The sequence below is a fragment of the bacterium genome (assembly GCA_030646995.1).
GTDB lineage: Bacteria > Patescibacteriota > Minisyncoccia > UBA6257 > WO2-44-18 > JAUSKF01.
The window spans coordinates 41,946-65,882 of the sequence record JAUSKF010000002.1 but is presented as its reverse complement, the minus strand read 5'-3'; the positions used below and the strand labels follow the sequence as shown (position 1 = coordinate 65,882).

General features: G+C 47.0%; 28 protein-coding genes and 4 tRNA genes. 5 read left to right on the top strand and 27 right to left on the bottom strand.

The window, feature by feature from the left end; all coding sequences use genetic code 11:
- Window positions 1-20: 20 nt before the first annotated feature.
- From nirK to Q7S83_00815, 9 genes are all read right to left on the bottom strand, one after another.
- Window positions 21-1,244: a copper-containing nitrite reductase gene (nirK, locus tag Q7S83_00855; protein ID MDO8466671.1), complete on the bottom strand. Its 1,224-nt coding sequence runs from the start codon at window positions 1,242-1,244 to the stop codon at window positions 21-23.
- Between the two features lie 2 nt (window positions 1,245-1,246).
- Window positions 1,247-1,699 carry a DUF411 domain-containing protein gene (locus Q7S83_00850; protein ID MDO8466670.1) on the bottom strand — a complete coding sequence of 151 codons (453 nt, stop codon included), beginning with the start codon at window positions 1,697-1,699 and terminating at the stop codon, window positions 1,247-1,249.
- An 80-nt stretch (window positions 1,700-1,779) separates the two neighbouring features.
- Window positions 1,780-2,121 (bottom strand): hypothetical protein, encoded by a 342-nt coding sequence (locus tag Q7S83_00845; protein ID MDO8466669.1) that lies wholly within the window; start codon window positions 2,119-2,121, stop codon window positions 1,780-1,782.
- Window positions 2,122-2,135: 14 nt separating this feature from the next.
- Complete coding sequence (locus Q7S83_00840; GenBank protein ID MDO8466668.1) at window positions 2,136-4,202, bottom strand: heavy metal translocating P-type ATPase; 2,067 nt, start codon at window positions 4,200-4,202, stop codon at window positions 2,136-2,138.
- A gap of 7 nt (window positions 4,203-4,209) precedes the next feature.
- Complete coding sequence (locus tag Q7S83_00835) at window positions 4,210-4,689, bottom strand: hypothetical protein (GenBank protein MDO8466667.1); 480 nt, start codon at window positions 4,687-4,689, stop codon at window positions 4,210-4,212.
- A gap of 334 nt (window positions 4,690-5,023) precedes the next feature.
- Complete coding sequence (locus Q7S83_00830) at window positions 5,024-6,388, bottom strand: DEAD/DEAH box helicase (protein MDO8466666.1); 1,365 nt, start codon at window positions 6,386-6,388, stop codon at window positions 5,024-5,026.
- A gap of 180 nt (window positions 6,389-6,568) precedes the next feature.
- Window positions 6,569-7,027 carry a thioredoxin-dependent thiol peroxidase gene (bcp, locus tag Q7S83_00825; protein ID MDO8466665.1) on the bottom strand — a complete coding sequence of 153 codons (459 nt, stop codon included), beginning with the start codon at window positions 7,025-7,027 and terminating at the stop codon, window positions 6,569-6,571.
- A gap of 129 nt (window positions 7,028-7,156) precedes the next feature.
- Window positions 7,157-7,540, bottom strand: coding sequence for an SET domain-containing protein (locus Q7S83_00820; GenBank protein ID MDO8466664.1), 384 nt, complete (start codon window positions 7,538-7,540; stop codon window positions 7,157-7,159).
- A gap of 62 nt (window positions 7,541-7,602) precedes the next feature.
- Complete coding sequence (locus tag Q7S83_00815) at window positions 7,603-8,124, bottom strand: hypothetical protein (GenBank protein MDO8466663.1); 522 nt, start codon at window positions 8,122-8,124, stop codon at window positions 7,603-7,605.
- A gap of 391 nt (window positions 8,125-8,515) precedes the next feature.
- Here Q7S83_00815 and Q7S83_00810 point away from each other — a divergent pair, with 391 nt between their 5' ends.
- On the top strand, window positions 8,516-9,136 hold the full coding sequence (locus tag Q7S83_00810) for a helix-turn-helix domain-containing protein (GenBank protein MDO8466662.1): 621 nt from the start codon (window positions 8,516-8,518) through the stop codon (window positions 9,134-9,136).
- Between the two features lie 92 nt (window positions 9,137-9,228).
- Here the strand turns inward: Q7S83_00810 and Q7S83_00805 are convergent, their stop codons facing one another.
- The 3 genes from Q7S83_00805 to Q7S83_00795 form a co-directional block, all read right to left on the bottom strand.
- On the bottom strand, window positions 9,229-10,167 hold the full coding sequence (locus Q7S83_00805; protein MDO8466661.1) for a hypothetical protein: 939 nt from the start codon (window positions 10,165-10,167) through the stop codon (window positions 9,229-9,231).
- A 163-nt stretch (window positions 10,168-10,330) separates the two neighbouring features.
- Window positions 10,331-10,418 (bottom strand) — tRNA-Ser (locus Q7S83_00800).
- Between the two features lie 17 nt (window positions 10,419-10,435).
- The gene (locus Q7S83_00795; GenBank protein MDO8466660.1) at window positions 10,436-10,852 is read right to left on the bottom strand and encodes a hypothetical protein; all 417 of its coding nucleotides are present in this window, start codon (window positions 10,850-10,852) and stop codon (window positions 10,436-10,438) included.
- Between the two features lie 147 nt (window positions 10,853-10,999).
- Between Q7S83_00795 and Q7S83_00790 the strand changes: the two genes are divergently transcribed.
- Entirely contained in the window at window positions 11,000-11,461 is a 462-nt protein-coding gene (locus tag Q7S83_00790) for a ParB N-terminal domain-containing protein (protein ID MDO8466659.1), read from the top strand.
- Entirely contained in the window at window positions 11,458-12,015 is a 558-nt protein-coding gene (locus Q7S83_00785) for a YdeI/OmpD-associated family protein (GenBank protein MDO8466658.1), read from the top strand. The genes Q7S83_00790 and Q7S83_00785 overlap by 4 nt, the downstream gene beginning before the upstream one ends.
- 134 nt (window positions 12,016-12,149) lie before the next feature.
- Here the strand turns inward: Q7S83_00785 and Q7S83_00780 are convergent, their stop codons facing one another.
- The 15 genes from Q7S83_00780 to Q7S83_00710 all read right to left on the bottom strand — a co-directional run bounded on the left by Q7S83_00780 (window position 12,150) and on the right by Q7S83_00710 (window position 22,773).
- The gene (locus tag Q7S83_00780) at window positions 12,150-13,034 is read right to left on the bottom strand and encodes a DUF5667 domain-containing protein (protein ID MDO8466657.1); all 885 of its coding nucleotides are present in this window, start codon (window positions 13,032-13,034) and stop codon (window positions 12,150-12,152) included.
- Between the two features lie 115 nt (window positions 13,035-13,149).
- Window positions 13,150-13,485 carry a hypothetical protein gene (locus Q7S83_00775; GenBank protein MDO8466656.1) on the bottom strand — a complete coding sequence of 112 codons (336 nt, stop codon included), beginning with the start codon at window positions 13,483-13,485 and terminating at the stop codon, window positions 13,150-13,152.
- A gap of 218 nt (window positions 13,486-13,703) precedes the next feature.
- The gene (locus Q7S83_00770) at window positions 13,704-15,209 is read right to left on the bottom strand and encodes an IMP dehydrogenase (GenBank protein ID MDO8466655.1); all 1,506 of its coding nucleotides are present in this window, start codon (window positions 15,207-15,209) and stop codon (window positions 13,704-13,706) included.
- A gap of 72 nt (window positions 15,210-15,281) precedes the next feature.
- A complete protein-coding gene (locus tag Q7S83_00765; protein MDO8466654.1) occupies window positions 15,282-15,548 on the bottom strand; it encodes a hypothetical protein in 267 nt (88 codons plus the stop codon).
- A gap of 162 nt (window positions 15,549-15,710) precedes the next feature.
- Window positions 15,711-17,330 (bottom strand): chaperonin GroEL, encoded by a 1,620-nt coding sequence (groL, locus tag Q7S83_00760; protein MDO8466653.1) that lies wholly within the window; start codon window positions 17,328-17,330, stop codon window positions 15,711-15,713.
- A 45-nt stretch (window positions 17,331-17,375) separates the two neighbouring features.
- Window positions 17,376-17,669: a co-chaperone GroES gene (locus Q7S83_00755; protein MDO8466652.1), complete on the bottom strand. Its 294-nt coding sequence runs from the start codon at window positions 17,667-17,669 to the stop codon at window positions 17,376-17,378.
- An 81-nt stretch (window positions 17,670-17,750) separates the two neighbouring features.
- Window positions 17,751-17,821, bottom strand: a tRNA-His gene (locus Q7S83_00750).
- 131 nt (window positions 17,822-17,952) lie between these two features.
- Window positions 17,953-18,099 (bottom strand): hypothetical protein, encoded by a 147-nt coding sequence (locus Q7S83_00745; protein ID MDO8466651.1) that lies wholly within the window; start codon window positions 18,097-18,099, stop codon window positions 17,953-17,955.
- A 150-nt stretch (window positions 18,100-18,249) separates the two neighbouring features.
- Complete coding sequence (locus Q7S83_00740) at window positions 18,250-18,693, bottom strand: hypothetical protein (protein ID MDO8466650.1); 444 nt, start codon at window positions 18,691-18,693, stop codon at window positions 18,250-18,252.
- A gap of 361 nt (window positions 18,694-19,054) precedes the next feature.
- The gene (locus tag Q7S83_00735; protein ID MDO8466649.1) at window positions 19,055-19,273 is read right to left on the bottom strand and encodes a hypothetical protein; all 219 of its coding nucleotides are present in this window, start codon (window positions 19,271-19,273) and stop codon (window positions 19,055-19,057) included.
- 266 nt (window positions 19,274-19,539) lie between these two features.
- A tRNA-Arg gene (locus Q7S83_00730) sits at window positions 19,540-19,611 on the bottom strand.
- A gap of 34 nt (window positions 19,612-19,645) precedes the next feature.
- The gene (locus Q7S83_00725) at window positions 19,646-20,125 is read right to left on the bottom strand and encodes a hypothetical protein (protein MDO8466648.1); all 480 of its coding nucleotides are present in this window, start codon (window positions 20,123-20,125) and stop codon (window positions 19,646-19,648) included.
- A gap of 66 nt (window positions 20,126-20,191) precedes the next feature.
- Window positions 20,192-21,148 (bottom strand): hypothetical protein, encoded by a 957-nt coding sequence (locus tag Q7S83_00720; protein ID MDO8466647.1) that lies wholly within the window; start codon window positions 21,146-21,148, stop codon window positions 20,192-20,194.
- 57 nt (window positions 21,149-21,205) lie between these two features.
- Window positions 21,206-22,165 (bottom strand): D-alanine--D-alanine ligase, encoded by a 960-nt coding sequence (locus Q7S83_00715; GenBank protein ID MDO8466646.1) that lies wholly within the window; start codon window positions 22,163-22,165, stop codon window positions 21,206-21,208.
- A 29-nt stretch (window positions 22,166-22,194) separates the two neighbouring features.
- Window positions 22,195-22,773, bottom strand: coding sequence for a cysteine dioxygenase family protein (locus tag Q7S83_00710; GenBank protein ID MDO8466645.1), 579 nt, complete (start codon window positions 22,771-22,773; stop codon window positions 22,195-22,197).
- Between the two features lie 210 nt (window positions 22,774-22,983).
- Here Q7S83_00710 and Q7S83_00705 point away from each other — a divergent pair.
- Both Q7S83_00705 and Q7S83_00700 read left to right on the top strand, forming a co-directional pair.
- Window positions 22,984-23,073 (top strand) — tRNA-Ser (locus tag Q7S83_00705).
- A 91-nt stretch (window positions 23,074-23,164) separates the two neighbouring features.
- Complete coding sequence (locus Q7S83_00700) at window positions 23,165-23,881, top strand: class I SAM-dependent methyltransferase (protein MDO8466644.1); 717 nt, start codon at window positions 23,165-23,167, stop codon at window positions 23,879-23,881.
- Window positions 23,882-23,937: the final 56 nt, after the last annotated feature.

Here is a 23,937-nt window from a genome sequence, read left to right as displayed (position 1 = left end):
ACCTTCCGGCTATTTGTTAATTAATGACTATGGTCGTCTGCTTCAAAATCTCCAGAAAAGATTCTGACGTCTTCTTCGCCCGCTACATCTAAAACTCCCCAGGCGCCGCGCTCAATTCTGGCCAAAGCATGATCCACGAAAGGATATTTACCCGGAACGTTGAGCAAAAATTCCGTTATTGTCGCCCCGCCAGCCGGCACTATCGTTGTCTGAACATTCTTGAATAACGCCCCACCAATTGAAGCCTCTGGATAAACAGTGTCGAAAATTTCGCCGATGACATGGAAGGAAGAAATCAGATTTACTCCTCCGTTACCGACAAAAAACCGGACCCGGTCCCCCACCTTCGCTTTGACGTTCGTGGTTAACGCTGAAGTTTTTCCGTTGAAGACTATGTATTCCGGTTTGCCGTTCAGCATTTTGACTGCGTCAAAAATTTGCAATCCCTTTTTACCAATATCGCCCGTCGTGTAAAGCTCGCCCTGCATCACATAAAATTCCTTATCAACTTTTGTTAATCCTCCTATCGGTTCAACTAAAATCAAGCCGTACATACCATGCGTGTCATGCGTAGCGACATTGGGATGAGCGCAGTGATATACATATAACCCGGGGTTTAGAGCTTGGAAAGTAAAAGACTTTGTTTCGCCCGGATCAACATTTGTCAGCGCCGCTCCTCCTCCAGGCCCATTCACCGCGTGCAGATCTATGTTGTGCGCGTGGACGCTGGACTTGTCATTGGTGAGCGTCAATTCCACCGTATCGCCCTCGCGAACCCGTAAAAATGGACCCGGAACCGTGCCGTTAAACGTCCAGTAATTCATGAAGGTGCCGGGCGCAATTTCCGATATCACTTCTTTCGTCGTCAGATTAATTTTTATCTTTTCAGGATAATTGCGGGTAATTGGTGGAGGAATATCGTTTGGATTACGCGCGATATTCTCCACCTTTTCCATTTTTGAATAGTTTTTCAGGAAAGCAATGGCGCTTTTGAACGGCAGAGCCGGACCGTCTGATGGTCCGAAGGTGGTAAGAAATGGGGGGTATTCAAAAGCCTTTGGGAAGATTTTGGGTCCGAATAAAATCGCCACCAGCCCCACGACCGCTATCACACCAAAAATCGCCATCTCTATTCTATAGTACTTTTTAATTAGCAAGAAAATGCCGACACTGGCAAGAATAGTCAGGACTAACCAACCCCAAAGATACACAACAACGAATTCAACCAAAGTTAGGAAAGCCATATTTATTTAATTAGGAATTCTGATTTTGCGCCTTTCGATAAGGCGTAGACTGTCCACGGACCGGATTTTGCGCCGCCCATTCCGGGAGATCCGGCCGGCATTTCCGGTAAGGTAATGCCGTCTATATCGGGCTTTTCCGCCAGTAACTTATTGATTGCCTCTACTGGGACATGCCCTTCGACAACATAATTATTCACAACGGAAGTATGGCAACTCTCCATATCAGCCGGGATGTGGAATTTTTCCCTTAATTCCGTACGGTTTGTTTTTTCCACGACCGTAACCTGGAAATTGTTTTTCTTCAGATAGGTGATATATCCTCCGCAGCACCCACAAGTGGGAGATTTATAGACGGTTATGCTTTGTCCGGATGAAGAACGGGTCGCCATAAAAGCAAAAGCCGATACTACTATCAGTATAGCGCTCAGACCCAGTAAGAATGATTTTTTGTCCATTTATCTTTCAGTTAAAAATGCCCGCTCGACTAAAGCGGGCATTGATTTGTAATACTAAACACGCAGTTAGACTGCGCAAATCAATACCCTAAAAACAAAGAAGGGTCGCGTTTCTCATGCAAAGTCAGCCAATCGGAAAATTTCAATTGATAGAGACTGGAAAAGGTGATCCGGTGACCATAGTATTGTTTCTTCGGTTTTAATGATGCGAAGATTTTTTTGTTAAAAAATACAGCGAACAGAAAGCTGATTGCCAACAATAAGCTCAAAAGGCCGCTCTTGGCTGGGCAGGCGGCCTTTGACATCACGGATATTGGGCAGAGGCCGTTAGCTTCCGAATGATCTGAGGCGTAAACAAAAAGACCGGCCCCCAAGGTTAGACCGATAGCGAGCAACATTAAAATTGAGAACGCTTTAACCATATTGGTAAGTTAGCTTACAAACGCCTTCTTTTCAACAAGACAGCGTTCAAGGCCACAATTATGGTGCTGACCGACATCAGTAAGGCCGCCAGTGCCGGTTCCAGAATAATCCCCTGGCTCACTAGGACTCCCGCGGCCAGCGGCATTGCCACCACATTATATCCGGTCGCCCAGAAAAGATTTTGGATCATCTTGGAGTAAGTTAGCTTTGAGAGTCTAATGATTTTTATAATATCCCGCGGATCGCTTCTCATTAAAATAATTCCAGCTGATTCAATTGCAACGTTAGTCCCCGCGCCGATTGCGATGCCGAGGTCAGCCTGCGTAAGAGCCGGCGCGTCGTTGATGCCGTCACCGATCATCGCCACTTTTTGCCCCTTAGATTGCAGTAATTTCACTTTCTCGGCTTTTTCACCCGGCAAAACCTTATAAAAATATTCACTTATGTTTAATTCACCAGCAACCCAAGCGGCCACGCCCTCGGAATCACCGGTAATCATCGCAACCCTTACTCCGGATTTTTGCAAAGACGAAATAGCCTCTCGCGATTCTTCGCGTATTAAATCTGCCAAGGCCAAGATTCCCCAAAGTTTTCTATCTTTAATTAAGAAGATTAAAGTCTTTCCTTTTTTACTTTCGGCTTCAGTTATTTCTCTTAGGCCGCCTTCAATATTTAAATCGTAACTTTCCAGCATTGCCTGCCCGCCGACTGCTATTTCCGAGCCATCAATTTCTCCGCTCACGCCCTTGCCGGGTAATCGTTTAAAGTTTTTTACTTCTTTTAGTTTCGTTCCCGCGCCCATCGCTCTTGTGACGATTGCCTTTGAGATAACATGCTCCGATTGCGCATCCACACTAGCGGCCAGTTCTAAAATTTCTTTTTCATTTTCCGAGCCCACCGGCCAAATATTGGTAACGCCGAACTCTCCCTTGGTCAGCGTGCCGGTTTTATCAAAAAGAACCACGTCAATATTTCTGGCTTGCTCCAATGCTAAACGTTGACGCACTAAAAATCCGTTGCGAGCCGCGAGTGTCGTAGATATAGAGGCGACCAGTGGAACGGCGAGTCCGAGAGCGTGAGGGCAAGCAATAACCAGCACTGCCACCATTCTTTCAATCGCGAAACCCGCTCCCGCCCCGGAAAGAATCCAAGAAATTAAAGTTGCCCCTCCTCCGGCCACCGCAACTGTCGTCAGGTAAAAGGCGGCCCTGTCAGAAAGAACTTGAAGACGGGATTTAGAAGATTGAGCCTCCAACACAAGACGCATTATTCCGGACAAAAAAGTTTTTTCTCCTACTTTGGTGATTTTTATAGTTAAAGAACCGTCGCCGTTGATAGTGCCTGCGATCACTTCACTGCCGATTTTCTTTGCAACGGGCGCTGATTCGCCGGTAATCATTGCCTCATTTACTTGTGATTGTCCGTCAGAAATTATCCCATCAGCCGGAATCCGGCCTCCCGGTCGGACGAAAACCAAATCCCATTCTCTCAAATCACCCACCGGTATTTTTTCCGGCTGGCCGTTTCGCAAAATTTCTGCTGTGTCCGGTAGTAGTTTTGAAAGTTCTTTAAGCGCTCCTTGAGCGCCACTGACCGCACGCATTTCCAGCCAATGACCCAGAAGCATCACAGTGATTAACGTGGTCAACTCCCAAAAAAGAGTTTCTCCTTTCAGAAAGACAGAAATAACGCTGTATAGGTAGGCGGTAGAGGTGGCGATGGCTATCAGCGTCATCATACCCGGCAATTTTGCGGTTATTTCTCTCCAGGCGCCCGTCAAGAAAACCCATCCGCAATAAAAAAATACTATTGAACTTAAGATCAACGGCAGAAAACCGGCGCCAGGGAAAGTTGGCGCCCGAAATCCGGTCAGATTGGTGATGATGTCGGAATATAAAATAACCGGAATGGTCAATAATAAGCTGATTGAAAACTTTTTTAAAAAATCCGCAGTGCGGTGGCCGGCGTGTTTATCCGAACTCCGTTTTTCTTTATCGGGTACTAGGGTCATTCCGCATTCCGGGCAAATACCGGGCTGACTCCGTTTTATCTCCGGATGCATCGGGCAGGTATAATTCATAACCTGATTATACTGCTTTTCTTAAAAAACGACGGGAAAATTCCCTTAGTGTTTCATAAATCACCGGAAGCTCCAGATAATCGATTCCGATTGCCAGCACCGCCAGCCACACATTCCATTCAGGCGTGACGCCATGCTTTCCAAAAGTTTCAAGAATAATCTCATCAGTAATCCAAAACAAATGCGCCCACTGGAGATTAATGAAGACGAGGTAGGTGTAATGCTTGAAGGACGGCGAAATTTTCAGATGGCGTAAATAAAGTATATTGACGGAGATGAGAGCCGGTATCTCGGTGTAATCCACCAACGCCAGAATGATTCTGGCGAAAGAATTTTCTGCGAAAACATGGGGCGTGCCGATAATTGCTGGCAAGACAATGTCTGTGGCGAGCCAAATCAAATGGACGATTTGTAGGGTAAACAAAAAAGCGGTAATCGCCAGACTGATGCGATAGTGCCGCTCATACCAAAGCCAGAATTTTTCCATCAACCCTCTCACGAAATTATTTTAATTATACCATCCTATTAAATTTCTATAAGTCTGGTACGCACGCAGTACCATCCCACTTTAGTTCTATAAGTCTGGTACGCGTACCATCCCATTAAATTTCTATAAGTCTGGTACACGTAACAAAAACTGCCCTCTTGCGAGAGCAGTTTTTTAAAAGTTATTTTCCGCAACCGCAATCGCAGGGCTTTCCCTCGTGTTTCGGATGGCTGCAGGTCGGGCAATTTTCGCCCTCTCCTTCTTTCAGAATGATCATTTTATTTTTTGTGAAAAACCAAAGACCTTTCTGGAATAGTATAGCACCTATTATAAACTAGCGGCGGAATCGGGGGCGAGGAGAGCGGCGAGCGCCGCCGAAAGAACCTCCTGGATGCGGGCGGTCCGCCGGCCGGCGGAGGGCTCCCCCAAAACTTGGGCGACCAGCGCCACCGGAGCGAGAACCGCCCCGCTGAGCGTGGCTTCCGCCAAAAGATGGCCGACCGCCGCCACGAAAAGATCTCGGCTCGTCCCTTGGGACGTATCTTGTCGGTCGGGCAGGCGGAAGCTCCGGAACCGGAGAAACCTGCAAACGCTTTTGAATCAGGCGTTCAATGTCGCGAAGCTCGCCTCGTTGTTCAGGAGTAGCGAGAGAAATGGCGTGACCTTCAGCGCCGGCGCGAGCAGTGCGGCCAATGCGGTGCACGTAGTCGTCGGTATCGCTCGGTAAATCAAAATTGACTACCAATTCAATCCCGCTCACATCAATACCGCGGGCTGCAATATTGGTAGCGATTAATACGCGATATTTTCCGGCTTTGAATCCGTCCAAAGCTTCGCGGCGCTGATTGACCGAGCGATTAGAGTGCAACTCGGCGGAGGTGTGACCCATATCGGCAACATCTCTAGTAAGCCGCTTAGCTCCGTGCTTAGTTCTGGTAAAAATTAATACCGGTCCGATATATTGCTGAAGAAGCTTTTCAAGTAAGCGAACTTTGTCTTCTTTGCGGATAATAAAAATTTCCTGCGTAACTTTGTCGGCGGTACTTCCGGATCGCGCTACTTCAATGCGAATAGGCAGCTTCATATGCTTAGTCGCCATCGTCATAATTTCCGGAGGCATTGTGGCGGAAAAAAGCATCGTTTGGCGTTCAGCCGGAAGAGCGTTAAAAATTTTCTGAATTTGCGGAGCAAAACCCATATCCAACATTCTGTCGGCTTCATCAAGCACCACAATTTTCACATTACTCAAACTCACCAGTCTTTGCTGAAGATGGTCATTTAAGCGTCCGGGGGTGGCCACAATAATATGCGGATCACGAGCCAAAGCGCCTTTTTGCGGTCCCATTGCCATACCGCCAATTAAAACTGCAGTGCGTAAACCCGGACCTCCGATTTTGTGAAGTGATTCATCTACCTGTGTAGCCAGCTCGCGGGTTGGAAGTACTACTAATCCCCTGCCTTTGATTTGCGCCAAACGCTGAATCATCGGAATTCCGAAAGCAAAAGTTTTACCCGTGCCGGTTTGAGCGATGCCCACCATATCTTTTCCCTGCATTGCTACCGGAATAGCCTGCTCTTGGATTGGAGTCGGAGTTTCATAACCGAATTTAGCCAACATTTCTAATATGCCCGGCGCAATTCCTAGTCCGTTAAACCCGGATGCTTTCGTCTCTACTTTGGGAGTTATTTCCTCGTTCATTTAATAGGCTCATAGAGTATCATAATTGATATAAAATATCAAGTTATTTGTAGTCCTACGCTACGCCTGCCGGCAGGCAGGCTCAGGATTGCTACTGCACACAAAATTTTCTACTTCTTTGAATTGAAAATTTTGAGCAGTAGGTAACAACAAAAAAACCGCCCCTATAAGAAGCGGTTTTTATTTATTCAATAATTCCTTCAAATCGTCTAAAACTTCTTGCGCATGAGTTTCCGGCGTCACTTCTCCATAGGTGATGGCAATATCGCCATCGGGGTCAATCAGAAAGGACATGCGTGCGATGCCCATATACGTCTTTCCCATCGCTCTTTTTTTCTGCCAAGCACCCCATCTTTTAATGGTGGTTCTTTTTTCATCGGAAATTAAAGTGAACGGTAGATTAAATTTTTCCGCAAATTTAGCATGACTTTTAACCGGATCGGCGCTGATGCCGAAAACCCGGATGCCGAGCTTTTGGAATTCCGGAAAGTTATCGCGAATCGCGCAGGCCTCAGCATTGCATCCCGGCGTGTCATCTTTCGGATAAAAATACACCAGTACCCACTGGCCTTTGTAGTCGCTTAAGGTATGAATTTTTCCGTTCTGGTCCGGAAGTGAGAAATTACGACGTTTTTTCATCCCGTTAGAAGCAGGGTGCGCCTGCCGGGCGTACCCGTGACACGCAGACTACTTTGTTATTTACGACTGTTTTTTGCATGTTGATTATTATAGTTATTTAGATTGGCTGCTTCTAACGGGATCATTTATTTATTTTTCGCTGTAAGTTGAGTAATCCAGCGTGAGCTCCTCCCCTGCCTTGATATCTCTGGCGCTGTGGAATACAAGATTTTTATCACAACGGACATTCGGATTATTCGTGGAGTGATTTATGAACCAGCCCACGGTGATATCATTGAAGTTTTGCGGGCAGATGTATTTGTCGCCTCTAATTACGCAAAAATCATCGTAGAGCTTTTTGGTTTCCAAGTCCATCGCATCAATTTCCGGTTTCTGAAGCGTAACCATTTTTACATCATCATCTTCGAAAAGATTAGTGTTGGCCGAAATATCTCTAATAGCAAAAACGCCAACGCCGCTGATTTTGGAAGGCATCAGACGGGTCCAAACGTTGTCGTGCGGTAGTTTTTTCATTTGCTTCATTCTAGCATCAAGTTCCGCGTAAAATAAAAAAGCCCCTTCTTAACGAGGGGCCTTTAGATTTCATTCGGACACTTAGAGAACTCGCACTTCGGGCCGCCTCTGCCGACATATGAACCATCAGCGCACATCTTCGCGTCCATTGTGCACGCTACTCCATCAGGAATTCCGGGCTTGTAACTTTCGGCCAGTTTCGGAGCAACAAATCCTTGATACATCAGGAATAAACCAACCAGCAAAAGAACAATCTCGCCGAGGATGAACCAGCGGACGGTGCGCTTCTTTTCAATCATATATTTCACCGCTTCCGGGACGAAGATCCTTCCAGTTCCTTTCAACAGCACGGACCAGCTGAGGATTGTGATGACAACCCGCCAGTCAGCTACCCAGATGTTATGGCTCACCACCATCAAGGCGCCGAGAACGAGAATGCCGAATCCGGCCAAAAAAGTCAGACCGGGAATTTTCGTCACTTCTATTTCAAGCTCTATATTCCTCTTATAGCGCGCTAAAATTGCCAGTGAGGCAATCACACTCACTAAACCGATTACTTTCGCTAAGTAGATTGAGTGTTCCATGTTTGTTTAGGCCCCTTTGAACTAAGCATAGCTTAACTTAATAACTGGCGGTGTTTGTTGGACAAAGTTCGAAACTATTTCGAGCAGAATCCAGATGATTAAAGCGGACTCGGCAGGGCGAAACAATTTGTCTGGGGGAATGGATTCGCCCTGCCCCGGCTCTTTTCCCGCCCGCAGGAGGGGTCTGGGGAGGAATGTGGGCGGGTTTCGGACTGGGGGTTTCGGATTTCAGAAATGCGCCGCCACTAAAACAAAATAGAGTTGCCCTTGCCCAACCCTCCCATTGCGCGGGCAACACAACTCTTCTCCCCGAAATGCTTATAGAGTAATTGCTCTCCATAGACCAATTATACAACATTTGCTAAAATATCTGCAAGTGGATTTTACGCATATGAATAAAGAAGTATCGAAATTCGGGCAAAAAGTCCGCAAAGTGCGCCTACAAAAAGAAATGTCGCAGGGCGATATAGCAAGGGTTTTGGGCGTCCACCGAACATACATTAGCGGTTTAGAGCGGGGCGTTAGAAACCCGTCGCTTTTGACGATACAGGAAGTCGCCAAGCTTGTGGAGAATAAAGAAACCACTGAAATCGTGAACCAAACCCTGGCCGCGCTCAAAAACACCACTGACGCAGTGGTCGCGGTCTCAAGCCAAAAACCGGAATTGGCCGATCAAGTCGCTGATCTTGCCGCCGCGGAAGAGCAAGCACTGTCCGATGTGGTGCCGCAAGCCGAGGGCGAGGTAAAACAAGCTGTCGAGGATGCGCTCACTGTTTCGCGCGAATCTTTGGGTAAACTCAAAAATCCCGAAGGAGACACCGAGCCTGAACCAGAAGTAAAAGGTACCATAAGCACAACCCCGACCAGCACTACGGTAGGTGTGAAGAAGCCAAACACCAAGCCCCAAACCGCGACAATCACCCCGCCCGAGGGCCTGATCCAATCCCCGATTCAGATCAATGATGTGATCGACGCCATCACCGGCGATTCCCTCCCACCGCTCGAGCCATAGTAAATTGATAAATTAAAACCCGCCGATGAGGCGGGTCTTTTAAATTATTTCTTTATGTTTCTCAATTTTGCTTTTCCAGAAACTCGGCTTTTTTATTTACAATAATCGCTGACCTTGCCCTCCTTTCCAGTGGGAAGGGAGCGCATGGTTGTGCCGTCATTGCCGGAAAGATAATCAAAAAAACAGACTCCGTAATGCCCGAATTCTTTATCGGCTGCATAAAGATCAGCCCAAGCTGGATTTGGTGTTACATTATTTGGTTTTCGCACATCGTACAACCCAAAGTCAACAAATATATTTTTGGTAACTCCTATTGAAGTAGCCACAACTTCTCCAGCATCTACCCACACCGGAGGGTTAATATAACTTGTCCTGCTATCGCCCTCGGTCGCGGGCGGTAGATTCTTTACTGCTTCTGATAGTTTCACAGATAATACTCTGGCGTGATCTAAGCGATAAACAAATCCACATGGAACGGAAAAAACAAAGAAATACTGTTTCTCTCCACCCTCTAAATATTGACTTGCTTGAATAAGATGGCTGCCAACCGGAGCACGAACCGTTATATCATTTGTGCCGTCGTTATTAAATCGAAAACCACCGTGGGCTTTGTATCCACCTCGCACCTGACCGGGCCATAACGCTCCGGTCACCAATTGCATATCTACTGGCGTTTTTAATGTAAGCGGCTGCGGACAGGCAGGCGGAGTCCCATTTGGATACCAGGTAAAATCTTTGCTATTCCATATAACCGAATAAGGAGAAATCGGGCTATTATTGTTTGTGGTTTCTTGAGTAACGGGTTTCTCCGAAGGTTTTAACACCTCTGTTGTTTGCGGCTGTTCTTGTTCTTTAACTTGCTGTTTGGGCTGTTCGGTTGGAACAGAGGGCGATTCCGGGACCACTTGCACCTCTGATACAGGTTTATTTTGTTCAGCCGATTTCTGATAATACCAAATACCACCTCCTGCCACGACAACTACTACAACAACGACCATTAAGATAAGTTGTGGAAATCCTTTTTGGTTCATACTTTTTATTACACGCCTATCACAATAGGTTCTCAATATTCACACATTATTAAGATACCAGTTTTATTCAATTCAGAAAAGAAAAACCCGCTTCTGGCCTTACTGAATTCAAAACGGCTGGCGAGCCCGCGTAGCGGGCGAGCCAATGACTTCATTTCCCAACTGGCGGAGGCGGAAGGATTCGAACCTTCGATACCTTTCGGTATATGCGCTTTCCAAGCGCACGCACTAGGCCGCTATGCGACGCCTCCGTGTTAACTTGTCGATACTATACGCTTTTCCAAACGCTTTCAATTATAGATTGAAGCTTTAGAAACTTCTCCTTACTGCTCATTCGGACTTTAAAAGTTCCCAACGGACTATGTCTGAATACCAAACTTCTCGGTTTCAGCATAATGACCTTTTGGAACTGCGCAATCGGAATCCCGGTTTTGCGGCTCCAGACCCGCATAACCTTTTCCCGGTTCAGGTCGGGGTAAATAAAGAGCTGGCCTCTAACCTTACTGAAATCAACTTCCAGCTCTTCTTTCAAGAACTTGATGAACAGCGCGACAATCTGCGGGTCAGAATTAGTGAGCTCAATAGCGTAGATGAATGTGTTTTTGTAGCGAGGATCTTTGCGTAATTTCGTCCCCTCCCCTACATACAACATTGCTCCTGCGATTCGTAATTCTTTTGAGGTCATCACTTGCTATTATAGCACGTGCGCCTAACTTAATGAACACTTTTCCTGGACTTGCCCGAGCCCCCGCAGAGCAGGAGCCGGAAGCAAAGTCTTTTCATAGAATAATGAAAAACTCGCCTTTGTTCAAGCTGGTGTTATAATTTTTCGATGAATCAGTCCAACAATAAGTCCACCCATCACGACTTGATAGCAGAGATCACAAAACACTCCCAAGACGGCCAATTGGAAAAATGGATAGATACTTTTTTGCGCGCGGAAGGAAAAAATTCCGCCTTAGCCGATGGGTTGAAGAAACGAAAAAGGTACTGGGCTGGCCCCATGCTCTTCCCTCTGAAAAAGTTGGAAAGGTGTTGTGGTCCGGAAAAAGAAATGGAATATCAGGAATCCATAGAAAATTGGAATAGAAAAGTTAATTCTTTGATTGAGTATATTCAATCAGAGGGAGATCTCGCCCCATTTATTGTTTCTTACGCCGGCGGCATTTTTTCCGTTCGAGATGGAAATCACCGCTACGGAGCATATGAAAAATTAGGCCGAGAAAAATACTGGGCTCTTATTTGGTGTGATTCAGAAGAAGAACTTGAAGAAATAAAAAATCTTAGACAGTGAAACTAGGTAAACTTTTTTACGCTCCTAATCGGAAAACTTGGCGGAAGTGGTTGGAGAAGAATCACGCCAAGGCCAAAGAGATCTGGCTGGTCTATTACAAAAAGAGTTCCGGCAAGCCGCGGGTGGAATATGGCGACGCAGTAAATGAGGCGCTCTGTTTCGGCTGGATAGACAGCACCGTGAAGACGGTTGATAAAGATTCCTTTGCTCAAAGGTTCAGCCCGCGCAATCCAAAAAGTAGCTGGTCGGAGTTGAATAAAGAAAAAGCCCGCCGGTTATTTAAGGCTGGATTGATGCACCCAGCCGGAATCGCCGCCACCAAGGGCCACCACAAAGCCGAAAACGCCGGAAAGATTGTAATCCCCCTCTGGCTACAAAAGGCGATGAAAAAAGATATGCAAGTCTGGAATAATTTTAAAAAGTTTCCGGAGCATTATCGCCGGATTCGCATCGCTTGGATTACTGCCTCCGCCTGGAACCAAGGCCGAAAAACTCGCTTGGCCTACTTTCTGAAAATGACGGCTCAGAACAAAAAATACGGAATGCTGCAGTGAAATTTCCTCCCGCCCTACTCCCCTTATGACCTTATTCGCGCGAATAGTGGAATAAGTGGGAATGGAAAGAAATAAAAAAATCCCCCGCCGGAGGCGGGTGAACCTCTTTGGGGGATTTTTATTTGATCCAAACCTTACAGACCGATTTTTACCGAAGCGTCTACTTTAACTCCAGCTGAATTAGTTGTCCTAGTCTCGACATCCATCTTAGTATCCACGCGAATATCAAGATCGAGTCGTTCGCTGGAATCCAGCATCAATTTTACCGCTTGAGCGGCTTCGTGAGCTTTGCCAAACAGCGTAAAGGCTTCAGCGTAAGCTTTCGCATCCAGTTTTACTTTTCCATCAGCGAAGAGCTTGTCAGCAACAGCTAATTGCGCTTCCGCGTTGGCTACTGCCGATGCGGTGAGAGATGTCTTCATTCGGTTCAGAAAAGCTCTGACCTCGGAAATCTTATTCTGCGCCGCTCCCATCCGGCCCTCTGCCGCCGCTTGCACGTCTGGGCTGGCTTGAGAAGATGCGCTTGCTTCCGCTTTGGTTCGCTCTTTGGCAGTCACCAACTCTTGCTCGCGAACTTTTACCACTATGTGGTTTACTTCAACCGCTTGCGAACTATTCTCTAGAGCAAGGCGTTCAAGAATCGTCTGGTGCACGCGGAGAGAAGTTGCAAAATTGGCGGCCACATCCGCGGCCGCGTTGAAATCGCTGCGAGCCTGGAAATCACTAATGCGCTCATGAACCCGGTCGGCATGCGCTGCAAAGTTCTCTTCAATCTGCGCCCGAGCATCAGCATCAAGCTTCCCTTCCGCCGAAAGCTCTTCGGCTTCCTCAAGACGTCGCTCTGTAACCCGGACATCCCAATTTGCCTTAGCTTTGGCTGAGAAGGAAAGCGCTCCGATCACCCCTTCATTGATATTGACCTTTACGGGGTAAAGCAAGCTACCGGGAGTAGCCTGTTCCGACGCGACAGATGCCCCTCCTCCTAGCACTAATACGAGAATAACTAATATTGCTGGCATATTTATATTTATTATTTTTATAATTGGAGACCGTTTTATACATTATAACTAAAATGATAAATAGACTTCTCCCCAGAACAAAAAACCCCGCTTTATTCAAGCGGGGTGGGTGATGCTACTTGCGGGATCGGACCACCTTATTTTTAACCAAAGCCTTGTGGGCGGCGGAGTTCCAATGCTCGACCCAAGATTTTTCCGTGTCGGAAACCCTTTTATAAGTCAGACGCCGCTCGAAGATAGGAAAACGATTTGCGTAGATAACGTTAACATTAAACTTCCAGATGAAGATGCCGTCATCACCGCGCGAAATGTCATAGCCGAACTTTTCGGCCGTCCGGGCGGTGTTCAGCGCGAACTCCAAGTCGTCGGCCAAACAAAGCATCGACATTTCTTCGCCATGCCCTCTGCCTCCGTGCGCCACAGATACCAGATACATCTCTCCGTCGTGCATACGAACCATGAGCACTCTCCTTTCCTGTTAGGGTTCTGGCGAGATATTAACACTTCTGTTGATTTTTTGCAAGATAATCCTACGCTACGCCCAGGATTGCTACTGCACACAAAATTTTCTACTTCTTTGAATTGAAAATTTTGAGCAGTAGGTAAAAAAAACCCGCTTTTGCAAGCGGGCGTACCGGTTCTTAGTCGTTAGTTGTTAGTCATCAGTTATTACTTTTTTATTCCTTCTTTCAGTCCGGCGGAGGTTTGCAAGCCGAATTTTCCTCTGGTTTTCAGTTCCTGAATATTCCAAGCTCCGAGGAAGCTAAGGGTAGACTTCATTCCGTCGACCAATTCCTCAACTACTTCTTCCATCGTACCCAGCACTGGCATTTCTTGCGATACACCTTCGGGGCGACGTTTTTTAACAAGTGTTCCATGGTTGATGCGCTCCTTTTGCGCTTTAGATGAAGCCGAACCAACGTATTCTTTGATCCGCAACCCATGTTTATTCACGTTCGCTTCAGCGGCCGATTCAATGGCTCCAATGAACAGCGAGCCCGACATTACCGCGTCCGCTCCGGCAACCAGCGCCTTGCAAATGTCGCCCGGGTTTTTCATTCCCCCGTCGGCAACGATATATTTTCGTTTTCCGTTCACTGATTCCATCCGCGCTACCGCCGCGCACTTGGCAACAGCGGAAAGCTGGGGCATTCCGACGCCGACTTCGCGGGTGCGGCAAGCCTCTCCGGGGCCGATGCCGACTTTTACGATATCCACACCCCACTGGAAAAGAGCCTTCGCTCCTTCGGGACAATCCACGTTGCCGACCATCAGCGGAAGCTCAGGGAACCGCGCCCGCACCGCTTCCACCGCCTCTTTGGTGTTAATAGAAAACGCGCGCGCCGTATCGATCAGTAACAGACAAATTCCTTTACGGACCTGCGTTTCCACCTCTCGCATATGAGCTGCGGTGAAATATTGGCCGACTCCTACACTTCCGACTTTCAGAAAACGTCCTTTCTCGTCGCGCGTAGCGCGGGGATGATGGTGTTTGTAGAACAAGCCGTGAGCCGTGATCAGACCGGCCAAAGCGCCATTCTTTCCCAGCAGCGGCAGTTTTTCAATCTCATGACGCTTCAAGATCTTGGCCGCCTCCCCGAAGCTTATGCCCTTTTTGGCGGCGTAAAGTTTTCTTTTTCCGCCCATCAGATCGCCAACGAATTTCCCTTCATCAGCTTCGTACATCCAGTCTCGCGTACTCAAGATGCCGATCGGCCTATCTTCTCCGTTGATCACGATCAAACTAGAAACGCCGCGCTTACCCATTAATTTTTTGGCTTCTTCCAGGGTGGCGTCGGGATAAATAGTAAGCGGATTATCGATTAGCGCGGAATCTCTCCGGCCGATCTCATCCAACATCTCCAAGCGCGTCTTCAATTCCAACATTTGTGGAGGAATTCCGAGGCCGCCCTCTCTTTCCAGAGCCACGATCGCCTTGGCGTCCGCGACACAAACCATATTCGCCATAATAAACGGCAATCCCAAGGTTAGCCCAGGCGCAATCTCGGTGGAAAAATCATAAATTTCCGAACGCGAACGAACTTTCGAATAACGGGTCTTGATATACACATCGTTGAAGGTTTTGTCGACATCAATCGGCAATCCCCTGTCGGTCAAAAAAGTTTTGATAAATTCCCACTCGGCCAGCGTCAGCTCGTATTCGTCGGGTTTCATCGCGCCTCTTTTATTTCAATTAACCTGAATCAGAGTAATAAAAATCCGCCTCGGTGTCGAGGCGGACAAATTTCAAGCCTTCACTTCAACTTTTTCACCCTTGTCAGTGTAGGTTTCGGCGGGCTTTTTCTGATTCACCAGACTATCCGCAGCTTTGGCACTGGCCAACATGGAGAGACTCTCATCGATGGAATCAAGCATCAGGAATAGCACAATGGAGAAGATCATCCCTGCAATTCCGGCAAAAAAGCCGAAAGCAATCGAAAGACTCATCGCGACAATCATCGACGCAATTACGATAACTACCGTGCTGAACGTAGCTTTTTCGTCCATCTTCATAGGACTCTCCTGAATAAGAAAGTATGCGCTGGCGATCAATCCCGTTGGATTAATCAAGCCATTACGGAACTGCAAATAAGATAACTCACTTCTTTAGATTTGTCAATCTATAATAAAGAAGTGGTTAAAAAATCCGCCTGACAAAGGGCGGATTTTTTATCTCTAGTACTCCCCCATTCCTCCCATCTGCGGGGCGACTGGAGATTCTTTCTTAGGAATATCGGTAACGGCGGCGCCAATGGTGAGATAGTTTGCGGCAACGGAAACGGCGTTCATTAAGGCAGTCTTGGTGACTTTCAGCGGATCCACAATGCCGGCGGCCTTTAAATCCCCCATCTTTCCTTTGTTGGCATCAAAACCCTGCCAGCCCGCTTTCTTCGGAAGTTGGTTCAAAATAAAATCAGGAGATTGGCCGCAGTTTTCCACAATGGCGCGGATAGGAGCCTCGGAGGCGGCAATTAAAATATCGTTGGCAATACTGCTTCCGCCAGCTGGCGGATGACGTAATTCCATTCCTGCGTAGAACAAAGCCATTCCACCTCCCGGCACAATCCCTTCTTCCATCGCGGCCTTCGTGGCGGCCACAGCATCTTCAACTCTATCTTTTAATTCTTTCTGGGCAGATTCGGTCGGAGCGCCAACTTTAATGACGGCTACTCCGCCGGCTAGCTTACCCAAACGTTCCTGTAATTTATCTTTATCAAAACCGGACTCCGCTTTTTGCAGTTGGGCTTTCAATTGAGCAACACGCTCTTCAATTTTTTTCTTATCGCCTTTTCCGCCCACGATTGTGGTGGTGTCTTTATTAGACACAACCCGATGAGCCGTACCAAGATCGGCCAGTTCTACCGCCTCCAGCTTTTTGCCAAGCTCTTCAGAAATAAATTGAGAGCCGGTAATTGTGGCGATATCCTGAAGCATTTCTTTTTTTCTATCTCCGAATCCCGGAGCTTTCAAAGGAAGCACGGTGAACACGCCGCGGAGTTTGTTGACTACCAGAGTAGTCAGAGCCTCGCCTTCCACATCATCGGCGATAATTACCATTTCCTTTTTTCCGCTTTGCACCACCTTTTCCAAAATCGGCAGAATCTCCGCGATGGCGGAAATTTTCTTATCGGTAACCAAAATATACGGATTTTCCAAAGAGGACTCCATCCGCTCGCTGTTGGTAATCATATATTGCGAGATGAAACCACGATCAAACTGCATACCCTCCACTACTTCATACGAATTACTGATGGTGTTTGAATCTTCCACGGTGACTACGCCTTCCTTTCCAACTTTGTGAATTACTTCAGCGATTAAGCCGCCGATGGTTTTGTCTTTCGCGGAAAGTGAAGCAACTTCAGCCAATTTCGCCAGATCATTCACCGGTTCTTTTTGAGCTTCAAGATTTTTCGCCAAAATAAGAGCGCCTTTCTTTAAATCTTCGGCGAGCTGAATTACATTTACGTCCTTGGATTTGAGCATCTTTTCGCCCTCTTCAATCAAAGAATGCGCCAATACAATAGAAGTAGTGGTGCCATCACCAACGGCATCATTGGTTTTATCAGCGGCCTGTTTAATTAAATCAGCGCCAAGATTCTCGAATTTATCTTCGAGTTCAATTTCTTTGGCAACAGTAACGCCGTCAAAAGTAACCTGCGGAGCGCCATAGCCCTTTTCAATAACTACCGCCTTGCCGCGCGGGCCAAGAGTCGCAATGACAGCTTGAGCCAGCTTATCAATACCTTTTTTCATCGCCTCGCGGGCTTTTTCGTTGAATAGAATTTGTTTACTCATTGTAGAATATTTTTATTATTTAAATATTTAAACGTTTAAATATTATTATTCCAGGATCGCGAGGACATCATCTTCCTCTCCGACCAGATATTTTTTCCCCTCTACTTCAATTTCGTCGGGGCCGTATTTTTTAAATAAAACCTTGTCGCCGACTTTTACCGCCATCGGCACAACATCGCCTTTTTCATTTCGTTTTCCTTCACCGACCGCTATCACAATTCCCACCATCGGCTTTTCTTTCTCGGCAGTTTCCGGCAAAACAATTCCGGACTTCGTGGCCTTCTCGGTATTGAGAGGTTCAATAAATAAGTGATTTGAGAGCGGTTTGAAATTAGTCATAAGTTTTTCTGTTTACCTATTATAATCAATTTTTAACAAAAAGAAAGCCCCCTAAAACTGGGCTTCCGAGGAAGCCCTTAGGGTGCCCAACGGGATTCGAACCCGTGATGAGAGTTCCACAAACTCTAGTGTTGCCGCTACACTATGGGCACCATACTTACTAAACAAAGTATAGCTTATTCATATACCAGACAAATATAACTATTGTGGGATGGTACATCCGAATGGGAGAAAAATAAAGCCCCGCACCTTGTGCCGAATTGGCAAAAGATGCGGGGTTGTGTCAACCTCGGGCATTTTTCTTTTTCAGCTCCTGTTGGATTTTGTAATACTCATCTTTCTTATTTCTGTCGCGGTAGCTCATATAGCAAGCGACGCCGAAAGAGATGATTGCGCAGATCAACAGGGCGGCAGGAACAAAATAACCCACTTCTTTTTCTCCTTGATGAACTGGGGATATTGTAACACTTTATGTTGAATAAAAAAAGCCCCGCGGAGACCAGAGCTAAATAGCTCAAAGTCTTGCGGGGCGCCCGGTTTAGATACCGGGGTGCCTACCTGGCGATAGGACTTGAAGTGGTTAGGCCACCTTTTGGAGGCTGGCCAGGCTGCGCCAGACCGAGTACTTTCCCGGTCCGACGTTGATCCTGGCCTGCCCATGGAGACCGCGCTTCCGCGTGGCGACCACAAGCCCGAACTTCATTCCGCCGCTGTGGCCCTTGAACTCGACGAGCCGCCAGCCTTTCTTACGCAGATACTGGCGGACCCGACCCGTGTTGCGGCCGGCAACGAGCTCGTCCTGGAGCATCGTCGCTTCGATTCTCGCCAGCGTCAGCGGCTCCGTGGAGACATCCGCGCGCTGATCCGAATCCTCACCACTGTAGTCATTGGTGAGGTCCTTCATCCAGCGGTCGAGCCACTGGAACGGCGCCTTCGCTGCCGCCCAGATCTTCCTTCCGAAGATCACGAGGGCGGCGATGACGATCACCGCTGCGGACATGTACAGGTGGCTGTTGGGGTTCATTGCTTTACTCCTTATTTTGGGCTAATTCTCGACTATTTAGTCGGAACGCCCGGGGTTAATTGAATGTACTGCTAACGACTACCAAACCATAATAGCATACTTTATATCATTTTGTCAAGGGCTCCAGGAATAGCCCCTCGGAAACGGCATAATTGAGCTCCCGCCTAAGGCGGGCAAGCCTGCGGCTCAATTTGCCTCTCCCTCGCCCCGACGCTAATAAGACCAAGCCGTCGGGGCTCCGGCACGTTCCTCGAAACTATTCCCTGCGCTTTGAGGGAACGGAATCTTATTCAGAGCATTGGGGTAAAGCCTTATTCGCTTTGTTTAATTCGGGGACAAAAATAGACCCCAAAAAAGGGGCCTAAAATAACCGGCAAAACCTACCTCCCAGCAGAATCATAATTACCATAGCAGTCACGGAAATTAAGGTTGCGAGGAGGATGTTAGCGAGTATTAGAAGGCCATAAAGAATAGCCTCGGCCTCCCCTGCCGCGAAGAATCCCGCCAATACCAAGAACCCAACAATCGATGCGGCGAAGACTTTTGCAATCATCAGGATGTCGTCTGCTATCTCATTCATCGGGGCACCTCATAGGTAGGTGTCCTTAATTAAGGAGCTAAATAAAGGATAGCAAAACTAGTTTTATATTTGTGCCCTCGTGTGGAACAGGGGTCTCGCTTCGCTGATTTTCCCAACAGCGAGAATAGTTTTTGAGCAGCATATCTCGGAGGTGATTTAGCCGGTCTCCGACGCTAAGTCGGAGTAAATCGCCGAGAGAAAAGAGCATTTTTGGCGCTGGCCAAAAAGAGCTCTGGTGATGCGAGAGAACTATTTGAGTAACTTTGTGCCCTCGTGTGGAATCGAACCACAATCGCAAGATCCGCAATCTTGCGTCCTAACCATTGAACGACGAGGGCTTATTTCTAACTTTACGTATTTTACAACTTTTAGCTAGAAGCGCAACAGGCGCGAGATGTGCTCAATTAGCGAATCTTCAAATTCAATTTCATGTAAATGCTGGTTGGAGAAATGGCGGACCCTATCCACGTCTTTATTTGGCACCAGAAATTTCCAATGCGTTCCAAGACTGCCGGTGCGCTGGAGTACTAACTCGGAAAGCCCCTCTTCTTCGTGATGAAGCCGGTGAATCGCAAAGCCGGAAAATTCTTGCCATGGATGCGGATTTTTTCCGCCCACGCTAATCCCCACTTCATCTAATTGAAAATCTACGTAATCCGGCTTGGTCTTCCCCCACTGCAACACCAGAACTCCTGCTAAGACAGCAAAAATTGCAAAAAGAATGTTCTTTTGAATGAGGGCTACAGCAACCATAGCGATTACCCCAATCACAATCATCCAAAACCAAACATGAGTTTTTTCGTGATATTCAAACTCGGGCGCGCTCCAGTAGATTTTCTTTTCGGGGTCCATAAAGATAAGTATACAGTAGTAAGTAGTGAGTATTAAGTAGGGAGTGGCGAGCAATAAAAAACCCCGCTAAGCGGGGCCTGTTTTTGCTAAAACTTCTTCAACGATTTTAATTACTTCTTCAGGTGTCAGACAGCTGCCAAACACCCTTGGTGAACCACCAATAATGTCCGAACCACCCCAAGTGGGTCGGTGTGTTTTTTCCATTACCACCGTGGGTCCCTCCACGGCATTGAGAGCATTAATAATCTCTCTGACCGGAAAGGGAACAAACTTGGAAATTCGTCCTACAGAATAATGGAAACGGCTACTACTGCCTCCCTCTTTAATCATCACGTAAGCGCCGTCTCCCTCCATACAAACCTTGTATCGGGCATCAGCTCCGATTTCCTCAAACATCACCCAGCCATTTCCCTTGTGACGTATCTTGTGGCGCGTATCAGGTTCAATTTGCCCACCTCTGCCGTTTGCATAATCAATAATTCTCCGCCCGCCCAACTTCACAAGGTTGACCATTTCTTCACCTGTCATTTTCTCAAGCGTGCCGCTTGTCCGGGCTTCGGTATAGGGGTGAAAAATCCAGTTCACTTCTTTGCGAAGTCGGGAATTAATATCCATCAGGTAAAGTCCGCCGGTGGTGTCTAGCAGATCAACCACGTCAATCAACTGCCTCAACCTCGGTTCGCTTTTCGCGCCGACAAAACGTTCGTGATGATTGATCGTTGCGTCAACAACCCAAACATCCTGATCGCAGTCATTTCCGAAAAGCGTTGCTGTCGGAACTCCATCTTTTTGGAAGGTTCTGAAAAGTCGCCCATTGATAGCAAGCATCATCTGCTTGCAAGTACTGTAAGTGGCGAGTCGATCTACGCCTTCGTGGTGGTCGAGATTAAGATGGGGACCTTTTTCAGAAAGGAGTGGCGGCGCATTCACATAACCATCGATACCGATAGAAAAGGGCGGATTTTCGGCAAGAAATTGCTCCCATGTCTTTTTAACCCCTGGCTCGATTACGAGCTTGATCACCGGATTCTCCTCATTAAAAATATGTCAAACAACCTGCCTATATTAGCACAAATCCAGTTATTTCGCCAGTGCCGAAGCAATAATCAAATCCAACAGTTTTGGGAACTCAATTCCGGCCGCTCGGGCTTCTTGAGGCAGTAAACTAGTGGCGGTCATACCCGGAATGGTATTAATTTCCAGCACATACAGCTTGCCATCTTCGTTTTGCATAAAATCTGTGCGGGACATTCCTTTTGCCCTGATTGCGCGATGTGCTTTCAGTGATTGGGCTTGGATCTTTTTCATCTCTTTGCGGGAAATTCTCGGCGGCGTAATTTCTCGGGAAGCGCCCGAAGTATATTTTGAATAGTAATCGAAGAATCCTCGGAGCTTCGGCACAATCTCCGTAGGTGGAAGGGCTTTTAGTTTTCCTTTGACCTCAATTACTCCGCAGGTGAATTCCCTGCCCTCAATATATTTTTGAATCATTATATTCTCGGAAAACTTGGCCGCTTTTTGAATTGCCGGAAGAAGATCCTGCACCTTTTTCACAACCATCGTACCGGCACTCGATCCCCTGTCGGTTGGCTTTACCACAACCGGAAGATGGAAAAGTGATTGCCTAGTATCGCTGGGAGCGAGATTGCCATTCTTGATTTTCAATAAAGAAAACTGCGGGACACTTAGACCGGCTTTTGTGAAAATCTTTGACGACAAAACCTTATCCATTCCCAGAGCGCTAGCCCTGGCTCCGGAGCCGGTGTATTTAATCCGGTATTTATCCAAAATCTTTTGGACGGTGCCGTCTTCTCCATATTCTCCGTGCATCGCAATAAAGGCGAGGTCGAATTTCTTTTTTATCTCCGATGGCTTCATCGGCCAGTTTCCATTTTTGGAGATTACAATAGCCCGCGCCTGATACTTATCGTGATCTAAGTTGGTGAGAATTTGCCCACCGGTTTTCAGCGACACGTCATATTCCGCCGACGGCCCGCCGATTAATACGGCGATGCGAATTTTTTTCGGAGATTCTTTCATTCCTGTAATATTAACAAAAAACCTCGCGATTAGGCGAGGTCGTCGTAGAATTTCATTTTCAGCGGAGGCATATAGATATGGAGGGTGATCGCTTCCATATCAGGGCGGGCGTTGCCGATGATGTGAATCAGGCGGGGCGACTCATCAAAGGATGCATTGAGGTTGGCCGGATGGATTTCACTCCGCAGGAACATTTTTGTTTTCTTGTCGAATACTTTCTCGAAGACTGAACCCTTCAAGACAATCGTTACTCCATGAGATTTTCCGTGATCATGCGGACGACTTTTTGAACCGGGAAGCCAGACGATACGCACAATCTCCATCTTTGCGTCAGCGTACAGTACTTCGCGTTTGTAGCAGGGCTTCTTTTTTCTCCTCGCTTTTTCCGCCAGATTTCTTTCTCTATTTGCCTGCTTGTAGAGTTCCATTACCTCTAGCGATGTCTCGTCTGGGCTTACACACATCCAAATATCGTTAATATCCGCATGCACTCTGGCATTGGAAAACCTGGAGATCCGTACCATTTCCTGAATAGCTCCCAGAATTGTGCCAGCCGGAATATCAAGTGTAATGTCAGTAATCCATCTATGCCAGGATTCCGTTTGCATCTGGCCTCCTTTGTTATTACGCACCATCAAACGGCTACGCTGATAGTATGAGAAATCTGGCAAAATTGCAAAAAGACTGTTATTATATAGAAAGTTTTGGAAGCGTGGGTTGAATGGCTATGTGGCATTCAACGGGTTGCAAGGGCAACCCGGGCAGACACGATTCCCCTGATTTTTGATCGAGGCTCTGCCGAGAAAATAAATATATACGGAAGCGTGGCTGAGCGGCCGAAAGCAGCGCACTGCTAATGCGTTGAACCCGAAAGGGTTCCGAAGGTTCGAATCCTTCCGCTTCCGCCAAAATAAAAAACACCTCAAACGGGTGTTTTTGATTGCTTTGCTTGGTGAATTAGCGGTATATTTTATTCAGTTTTTTGAATCGAGAAAACAAATGTTTCATCCAAAAGGACCGAGCCTGCGAGAATTGATCAAGCAGGGACTTTCTTCAACCAAAGAAGGCTACGACCAACTGGCGTCGAAATTTGACTACACGCCATTTCTGACCCCTAAAGAAATCATTGATGCCACCTCCGATTATCTGAAAACTGAAGGACCTTTTGAATATGCGATTGATCTTTGCACCGGAACGGGCGCAGGCATTGAAGGCTTGCTGCCAATTGTCCGAAGAGAAATTGTGGGAATCGACTGGAGCGAGCCGATGCTGGCTGAAGCGAGAAAGAAATTTTCCGCCGTCACCAAGCCTGAAGTCCGATTTGTGTGTAAAAACATCTTTGATATCCAGTTTCTAAAAGATTTCGATCTGATTACTTGCTTCGGAGCGCTGGGGCATATCGAAAAGAACCAGCAGAAAGAATTCATTGATGTGGTTTACTCGATGCTTCGTCGGGAAGGAAAATTCGCCTTCATTACCGCCGAACGCCCAAAGTGGTATCACCTTTCTGCGTGGCCCTACTTTGCTTTTGACGCTACGATGAAATTACGCAATCACTGGATTAAGCCGGAATTCGTAATGTATTACATGAATTTTCTTTTGCCTGACATATTAAACCTATTCGATGAAGCGAAATGGAGCTCGGTGAAAGTGATTTCTCTGGAAATCGGTGGAAAGGAATCCGGTATCCGTTTAGTAATCGCCGAAAAAAAATGATTCGAGAGTCTCTCTATAAAAAATCCCGCCTTACTAGCGGGTTTTGTTTTTCATTT